This is a genomic window from Bacteroides sp. AM32-11AC, assembly GCF_003603515.1.
GTDB lineage: Bacteria > Bacteroidota > Bacteroidia > Bacteroidales > Bacteroidaceae > Bacteroides > Bacteroides uniformis.
Window position 1 is genome coordinate 1 of record NZ_QTNH01000008.1, and the last position, 7,459, is coordinate 7,459.

Annotated in this window: 7 protein-coding genes and 2 tRNA genes; all 9 read right to left on the reverse strand. The window is 39.8% G+C overall.

All coding sequences use genetic code 11. The features are described from left to right. Window positions 1-566, reverse strand: a 566-nt coding sequence (locus DW800_RS10030) for a tyrosine-type recombinase/integrase (RefSeq protein WP_119958053.1), incomplete at its 3' end; no start/stop codon positions are given. A gap of 169 nt (window positions 567-735) precedes the next feature. Beyond that, the gene (locus DW800_RS20045; RefSeq protein WP_255342452.1) at window positions 736-858 is read right to left on the reverse strand and encodes a hypothetical protein; all 123 of its coding nucleotides are present in this window, start codon (window positions 856-858) and stop codon (window positions 736-738) included. Window positions 859-906: 48 nt separating this feature from the next. Then, window positions 907-1,923, reverse strand: a complete 1,017-nt coding sequence (locus tag DW800_RS10035) for a DUF3871 family protein (protein ID WP_119958029.1) — start codon at window positions 1,921-1,923, stop codon at window positions 907-909. 683 nt (window positions 1,924-2,606) lie between these two features. Beyond that, window positions 2,607-4,544, reverse strand: coding sequence for a hypothetical protein (locus DW800_RS10040; RefSeq protein WP_119958030.1), 1,938 nt, complete (start codon window positions 4,542-4,544; stop codon window positions 2,607-2,609). Between the two features lie 112 nt (window positions 4,545-4,656). Beyond that, the gene (locus DW800_RS19655) at window positions 4,657-4,797 is read right to left on the reverse strand and encodes a hypothetical protein (RefSeq protein WP_016272520.1); all 141 of its coding nucleotides are present in this window, start codon (window positions 4,795-4,797) and stop codon (window positions 4,657-4,659) included. 176 nt (window positions 4,798-4,973) lie between these two features. After that, a complete protein-coding gene (locus tag DW800_RS10045) occupies window positions 4,974-5,822 on the reverse strand; it encodes a hypothetical protein (RefSeq protein ID WP_119958054.1) in 849 nt (282 codons plus the stop codon). A gap of 68 nt (window positions 5,823-5,890) precedes the next feature. Further along, on the reverse strand, window positions 5,891-7,096 hold the full coding sequence (locus DW800_RS10050) for a site-specific integrase (RefSeq protein WP_117866032.1): 1,206 nt from the start codon (window positions 7,094-7,096) through the stop codon (window positions 5,891-5,893). Between the two features lie 148 nt (window positions 7,097-7,244). Continuing rightward, window positions 7,245-7,328: transfer RNA gene (locus DW800_RS10055), tRNA-Leu, on the reverse strand. Between the two features lie 20 nt (window positions 7,329-7,348). Then, window positions 7,349-7,421 (reverse strand) — tRNA-Gly (locus DW800_RS10060). Window positions 7,422-7,459 lie beyond the last annotated feature (38 nt).

Genomic DNA, 7,459 nt, shown 5'->3' on the forward strand with positions numbered 1-7,459 from the left:
GTATTAAGTAGTTCTTCCTGCCTTAATCCCAAGTATCTCTTGGTAATTGATACACTGGAATGATTGAATAGCTCCATGAGTTTGACAAGTGCAAGCTCCGAACTTTCGCTGTTCATGTTATAGACCTGCCTGCCGAAAGTCTTTCTAAGGCTGTGGCATGAGAAGTTGCCTATATGCAGCCTATATTTCCTTTTAACCTCTTTGAGGATTACATTTATCCTCTGTATGGAATAGACCGTACCTTTCCGGCTAACCAATATAGGCGCGTCTATGCCTATAGGACTGATATGCTTGTAGCAGTCACAGATATGCTTCTGTAGCTGCATGTTAATTCTCACAGTCCTTTGCTTTCCCGTCTTGATTTCGATAACGGTAAATTCCTCCGCATCCAATATCTGCTTCCAGCGTAAAGCCAGAATGTCAGATATTCTTAAGCCAGTAAAACAGCCCAGAGCAACAAGAAGCGAGATTTTATAATTCCCGTCTTTGGCTAACTTCCTTATCAAGTTCATTGCCTCGCTCCATTGCAGATAATCTGCGGTTGTACTTGAATATTTAAGTGACATAACGTTCAGTCTTATAATGAAATGAATAAAAGTGAATATCATTTTTAAGTTGGAATATCCAACTTGCTGATAATCAAAGATACATTCACTAATAATGAAAGCGAACATTTCTCCCATTAACAGTAAGAGGACACCTATACCTTATTATATAGATGTCCTCCATACTAAGCTATCCTTTAACAATGGCATAGCCCAATAGCAGGATATATCCCACCGCTATAAATGGAAACAATGCCATTGCAATGAAGAATACCAAAGTAGCCAGTAACACATAGAATAAATTCCGTAGCATAATCTCCAGTTTTGAGAAACCAGTAATAGGATATAATTCCAGATACAGCTAAGAGAGAAACCAGCTGTATCTTTCATCACCATGCAGAGCGGATGCAATGCCCGTTGCAAGTTCTGTAGCGTTGTAGGCTCTATCCAGAAAGCTGTCTATGTAGCTGCTCTTATTACTGCCAGTAAGCAGGTTGTAGAACTTCCACATGGATAGGTCACTGCCAAGACTGCCAAAGTTATCATCATTGATATACGCTTTAGCTACACTGTTTATCTGCGTATCAGTAAGCAGCATTCTGGGGATAGCCTTCTGCTGTCCTTGCGGTAACAGTGGGTAAAGCCTCATTCTCCCAAGTAACTGGCAGAATTGATGTTCTGTCATACTGGTATTGCCAAGTGTCTGCATCAGATGTATGTGCTTGGCAGGGTCGTACTTGTTGAACATTTCCAATACGGCACGATATAATTCGTTGGTATTGGTTACTTCCAAACAAGTAAGATAACCGTCCGTAGATACACATAAATTGGTGCAGACATTACAAATGAAGCCTATGAATACCTTAAAACGCTCTGCACCCTTTTTACTGTACAGATTGGTATGGTTATAGGCTCTCACTCCACCTACAGTAAGGGTCAGCCTATTACCGTTCACCGTCTCGTAGATGGTAGGTATTTCAATCACGAAAGCGCAACGCTCGTAATAAATGGTCTTGTCACTCTCCAATAATTGATTGGCAGGCTTATGTATTGCTTCTGGAATACGACCTTTGATAACGTGTGACACCCTTATATCCGGCTGCCCTATCCGTTCACCGTTAAAGAAAGTATGTGCGGCATCCTTCACCGTTTCAATGAACGAGACGTGCGACAATGTAGCCTCGTTGTCTTTGGCGAATACTGGAATTATACAGTCGTCCCTCAAATGCTGTAAGGTCGCTTCAACTGTATTAGCCTCTATGAACAGAGGTCGTTTCCCCTTTGTATCGTCCGTTACAACCGTTGCATCCTCTGCAAATTCTCCTAAATTGCTGTTCCTTCTCTGTGCCATGACTGGCATAATCTGTAATGCTTCCATAATCTGTAAATTATTAAGTTGATAATTAGAAATTTCTCCATCTGAATGCCATATAAACGATAATGTACAGCACTATGGCAAACATTGCCTACGGTGCTGTAATGAACGGTACAACGAGTATTGCACCAACCGTCAGAATTGCCTTTAAATCTTCCATAAGCGATAATTTATTGGTTAGTAATGATTGAATTAAAAGGGAATGATAGCCAGAAACAAAAAGCCTCCCAGCCTTGCACGCATGTGCATCTCTGTAATAAATCTGTATCTGCCCGTAATGGCTGTTACAGAATTTCAAGCGTTCGGGGCTGGAAGGTGATTTCGCATCTGGTGTTCATTTCCCCTAAAGATACGGTGAGGGTAGTTAGGAGTAACATGACAATAAAGCGCATAATATACACCTCATGCCTGCTTTCTGGCTGATAATTGCACTTTATGCAGTCTTAATAACTGTATGGAAAGAGTTCCCGTATCTGGAAGGGAGGGGGTACTATTTAGATGCTGCCTAATTTGAGTTGGGTATATCAAGGTAGCATATTATATAGGGAAATGGTAGGAATGCCTATAAACACCAAGAACCCCATGCCTCTTTAAGGTGGAGTTGCTTAGTCTGTGTAGAGAGTTATCTCAATTCATATACTTTTTTGGTCTCAAATTCTTCAATTTATGTAATATAAGACCCTTCATCAATTTGCTCCTAACTCCGATTTAAAGCGTAGAAGCTTATATGAAGGTGGAGTTTGGCTATTGTAAGAATGGTGGTCGAAGTAATCTTTAACCGTGTCCTCTGTTATCTTACACATTACTTTACATCCAGTCTTACCGTCACCGTGAACTTTGAAGGTAATGCCGTTAGCTTCTAATATTCGTCCCAGCCGTTTGATGAAGTCGGATTTGGCTATGTAACATTGGGTCTGGACTTCACTTCTGAACTCTTCTTCTATCTCTGCCAGTACTTCCGGACTGAAACGTAACTTCTCACCTTGTTGTATATCATAGGCTCTCAATTCCTTCTCAATCTTACCCTTGGCATAATTAGCTGCCTCAATAGGTCCCTTTCCAATCTTCAAGTAAGCATCAATAATGAAGTAATGCTCGCTGTGCATCTCTACCAGTTTATATACTTCCGCATCGAAATCGAAATCGGGATTGTTCTGTTTATCACGTTCCAATCGCTCCAGATAGGTTACAAGGTACTTCCATATGTCTTTAGTTGAAAGCTCATTCAACGGCAGATAGTCATCCTTTCCAATTCCATGGCTGTTATCTATTACTCGTAATCTGAAATGCCCCGTTGCATTATAGGCATTGATTAGTGCCTGCGGAGATTGATAGTAGCTCTTAACCCGTTCCTCGTTAAACACATGGTCTATAACTTCTTCTGAGAGTTCTTCGTCATTATCTAAGAAGTCATTGAAGCTAAGCTTATTCAAGTCCTTCTGGAGAGCCTTCTTCTCGGTTGCGTCGGTAGCGTTATCGCATTTCTCCTTAATGGAGGCATAGGTATTGAGTTGGGTGGTAATCTCCCTCTCAATCTCTTTGTCGCTCTTAACCTTCAACTTGTCATTGGTATTGGTTATGAATGTAAGGGAGTTATATCTTCTGTCACCGTCCAGTTTGTTACGGAAACGTCCTTGTATCTGAATGGCTTCCGTAAACGGGTCTATCATGGAGTGCACGGCTTGCTTGTAATTACTGAGCACAAGTATATCTGCCAACTTATTAATCTTAACATCCACTGCCGAGAAGAAGCGTGAAGTAAAGAAGTTGACTTTAGCCAATGGCAATTTTAAATGGTCGTAAGTATGATGTAATTTCATGCTCTTCAATTTCTTCACGCTCTTATCCGAACAGAATACCTTATAATCTCCGTCCTTAATCAACCCATTTTCTAATAAATCCTGTACAATAGTAGCGATGCCGTCAGTAGTCTTATAGAAGATGCAGATACACTTAGAGGTAGATAATAATCTTCTTAACTCTCTACGTAAGGTTCTGTTGAATGAGCGGGTGATAATCAGAGTTGCATCCTTCTTGTAATCGTAATCGGGAGTTACTTTCAGCCATTTGAAGCCGCTATTCAAGAACTTACGGTTACGCGTCCATAACGGAGTGGCAGATACGTATGCCTTGCGCTCATAATCGAAGAAATCTTTGATACGGATAGTCGGTCTATATCCGGTATCTTGTATCAACTTCTCACATTCATCATATAGGCAGAAGTAATCCTTATGCCAGTCAATTCCTAATTTGTTGAATGCAGGTATCAGCTTCTTCTCATAACTTTCGGGGGTAGTAACCAACTTTTTAGGCATATATTGATTATTCTTCAAGTAGTCGGTTATCATCTTCTTGGTAGTCTTTTCATATATTCCTAAATAGTCCGTTCCTTCCGTCTTGCCGATAATCACGGGTACATTAGGTTCTAATATGACAGAGTTACGCTTACATTCCAGTTCGGCATAAGTGGCACCGATGCCCGGTTCAACCTTCTCAATGACATAGTTGGTTGGAGTACCATTATGGGGATAGCCTTCCCGTTTATAGAGGTCTAAGAGTGTTTCTCCTTTACTGATTGTCAGTTCTTCACGTTCGATATTAATAATGTTGAATGAGAGTTCCATAAGCTTATTATTTATGTTAGGATGAAATTCTTCAGAATTTGCTTATATAGACCCTTTCAGAATTTGCTCCTAACTGGAGTTATTGATGTAGAAGTATATTTAAGAGTGGAATTTAGAAAGGAAGAATTCTCAGTCTACCTTCATCGTCCTTCTCCACCTTTAGGGTATTAGTAAGTTCTACACTTGAAGCGTTATTCACTTCATTAACACTCTCCATTGCAGTCTGTCCTGCTGTCTCAATAAGTGTACTCATAAGTAAATACATTTTTAAATTTTACTTTGTAATCGTCATTCCGATGTCTTATCGTTTCTGATTACGCTGCAAAGTTGGGGATATTAGGGGAGGGCATTAGGGAATAAAAAAATCCACCTTTATACTCCCCCTTAAGAGAATATAAAAGTGGATTGCTTAATTATCAGACAGTTATGCTATCCGTATATAAGGCTTATTGTGTTTATCTTAGTATCTTTGTATTGCTTGATTATCTTCTTTATATTATCGTCATTGTCATTATATGCCTCATTTCTGGTCAGCTTGGTGAAATAGACCAGTTTGGATATGAACAGTAGTTTGCTCTTGGGAGTGTCACCGCTCTTGCCACGCTGGTTATCGAACTGGGGATAGGCTTCAAAGAAGTACAGTAGCATTTGGGTGAACAGCCATATCTGTACGGAGTCTGATGTATTGTAGCCGTTTGGCTCAAACCTTGCTTGATTGAACAAACCATGTTCTGAAACCTCTGCCAATACTTCCTCACAGAAAGCCGCCATGAATGATATGGTATTGGGGTTATCGATGATTAGCCGTTTGCCTTTCACTTGTAAACTTAATGTCATTGGGAGTTTATGGGAGAAACCTATTACATCATTAAAATCAGCTTCATTCAGCTTTACCATTTCAATGAACTTTGTTATCTCCCCTTTGGACGTGTCATTGAATTTCCAAGTATTTAATGCCTTCCCACTAACGTAATCGCTTATAAACAGAAGTAGATACCAGAATTTGTCGGGGTCAATGCCCAACGCCTTTATGATGGCTTGAATACTGTCTATATTGTCATTCCTCATATAGTTGTCATAATTGAAGAATACATTTAGCTTACCTGCATTGTACCGTTGCATGAATTGATAAGGGGATTGTGACGGTAAAAGAGCAGAGCTTCCATCTTCTTGAATTTCCATGTCTGGGTGAAACTTATCGGCAATTACAGTTACATATTCCAGTAATTCCTCTTCTTGCCCTACGTATTTATCTGTTGTGAAATTATCTATTGGCATGGCTAATTGTATTAGTGCCGTAAAGATAAATAATGCCACTCCATTATGCAACAGAGCGGCATTATAAATTAGAGTAAATGCTTCATTGCATCATCTAATTGAGCATTCTCAAAACTATCAAGATATATCTGTGTCACTCGTTCTGAACTATGCCCTAAAGACTCACAGATAACAGACGTTGATACTCCTGCACGCTTCAATACAGTAGCATAAGAATGACGAGCGACGTAACTGGAAATCTTCAACTCAATACCCAACTCCTTCCCAATATCCTCTAAATACCCATTCACATTGGCCAACACATCATAAATTCGATTCCTTATCTGACGTGGAGAACGCTCTCTATTATCCAATATAGGGAATATATATCTACGCTGTGGGGAACGATAACGGTTCATTATTTCTATAGCTTTCTCTTGCAATGGTAACATTATCAACTTCTTTGTCTTCTGACGGACATAAACCAAACGTTCCCCTTCAATATTCTTACCTGTTAAACATGCCATATCAGTAAAGTTTATACCACCCATTAGGTAAGAGAACGTAAACATATCAACTGCCAATCTTTTATAGAAACGTCCCCCTGATGTATCATATTCTATTACCTGCTTCATCTGTTCTTTGGTTATCGCCCGTTTAGCCGTCTCTTTATGCAATTTAGACACCTTATACTTCTTAAACGGATAGCAGTCTGGCTTTACCAATCCCTCAGTCAAAGCCAAATTATAAACCGCTCGTAGCGTTCTGAAACGAATACCAATAGTATTATCTGCCAACTTAGAACATCTCAACCATACTTCATACGATTTTAGCCAATTCACATCTATCTCAGAGAAGTAAATATCCAGATGCCCCTTATACTTGTATAGTGAATTATATACCTGCTGTACAGAAAGTGCATACCCCAACCTGCCTTCCAGCTTCAGTTGTGCTATATACTCATTAAACAAATCACCAACAGTCTTAACTTTCTGAGTGGTAGTAGTAGCCTCAATTAGTGTAGCAAGCGAATACTCTCGCTGCTCTGTACTAAATTCAAGTATCTGTTCTGAATACCTCTGTTCCTGCTCATTAATAACCTTTAATATCCGCTCACGATTAGGACAATTACGCTTAGGTTTGTTCTTCTCAAAGTCCCAATACTGAGATTTTACAGAGATGCCAAGGCTTACATACTTCTTCTTACCACTCATACAAACACGAAGCATGAGAGGATGCTCACCATTACTAAGAACTTTAGACTTGTAACACAATACGTTAGCTGTAGCTTTCATTACAATTTCGGTTTAACTCTTGGTTTAACTCTTGGTTTAACTCAATAGTATAATTCCCGTTTAAATCCGTATTAATGCAAGCATAAACCAGAATAATTCCTATAAAGAAAAAGCTCTGCAAATCAATGATTCACAGAGCTTAATCGAGTACTCGAAGCGGGACTTGAACCCGCACAGCCGCAATGGCCAAAGGATTTTAAGTCCTTCGTGTCTACCATTCCACCATTCGAGCATCCTAAAAAGGGAAAAGAGAGCGGAAAACGAGACTCGAACTCGCGACCCTAACCTTGGCAAGGTTATGCTCTACCAACTGAGCTATTTCCGCATTTGGAGAACGGGTGCAAAGATAAACAGTTTTCCCGT

Coding starts and splice junctions, on each gene's coding strand:
- DW800_RS20045 (WP_255342452.1), bottom strand. CDS start 858: ATGCTACGGAATTTATTCTATGTGTTACTGGCTACTTTGGTATTCTTC.
- DW800_RS10035 (WP_119958029.1), bottom strand. CDS start 1,923: ATGGAAGCATTACAGATTATGCCAGTCATGGCACAGAGAAGGAACAGC.
- DW800_RS10040 (WP_119958030.1), bottom strand. CDS start 4,544: ATGGAACTCTCATTCAACATTATTAATATCGAACGTGAAGAACTGACA.
- DW800_RS19655 (WP_016272520.1), bottom strand. CDS start 4,797: ATGAGTACACTTATTGAGACAGCAGGACAGACTGCAATGGAGAGTGTT.
- DW800_RS10045 (WP_119958054.1), bottom strand. CDS start 5,822: ATGCCAATAGATAATTTCACAACAGATAAATACGTAGGGCAAGAAGAG.
- DW800_RS10050 (WP_117866032.1), bottom strand. CDS start 7,096: ATGAAAGCTACAGCTAACGTATTGTGTTACAAGTCTAAAGTTCTTAGT.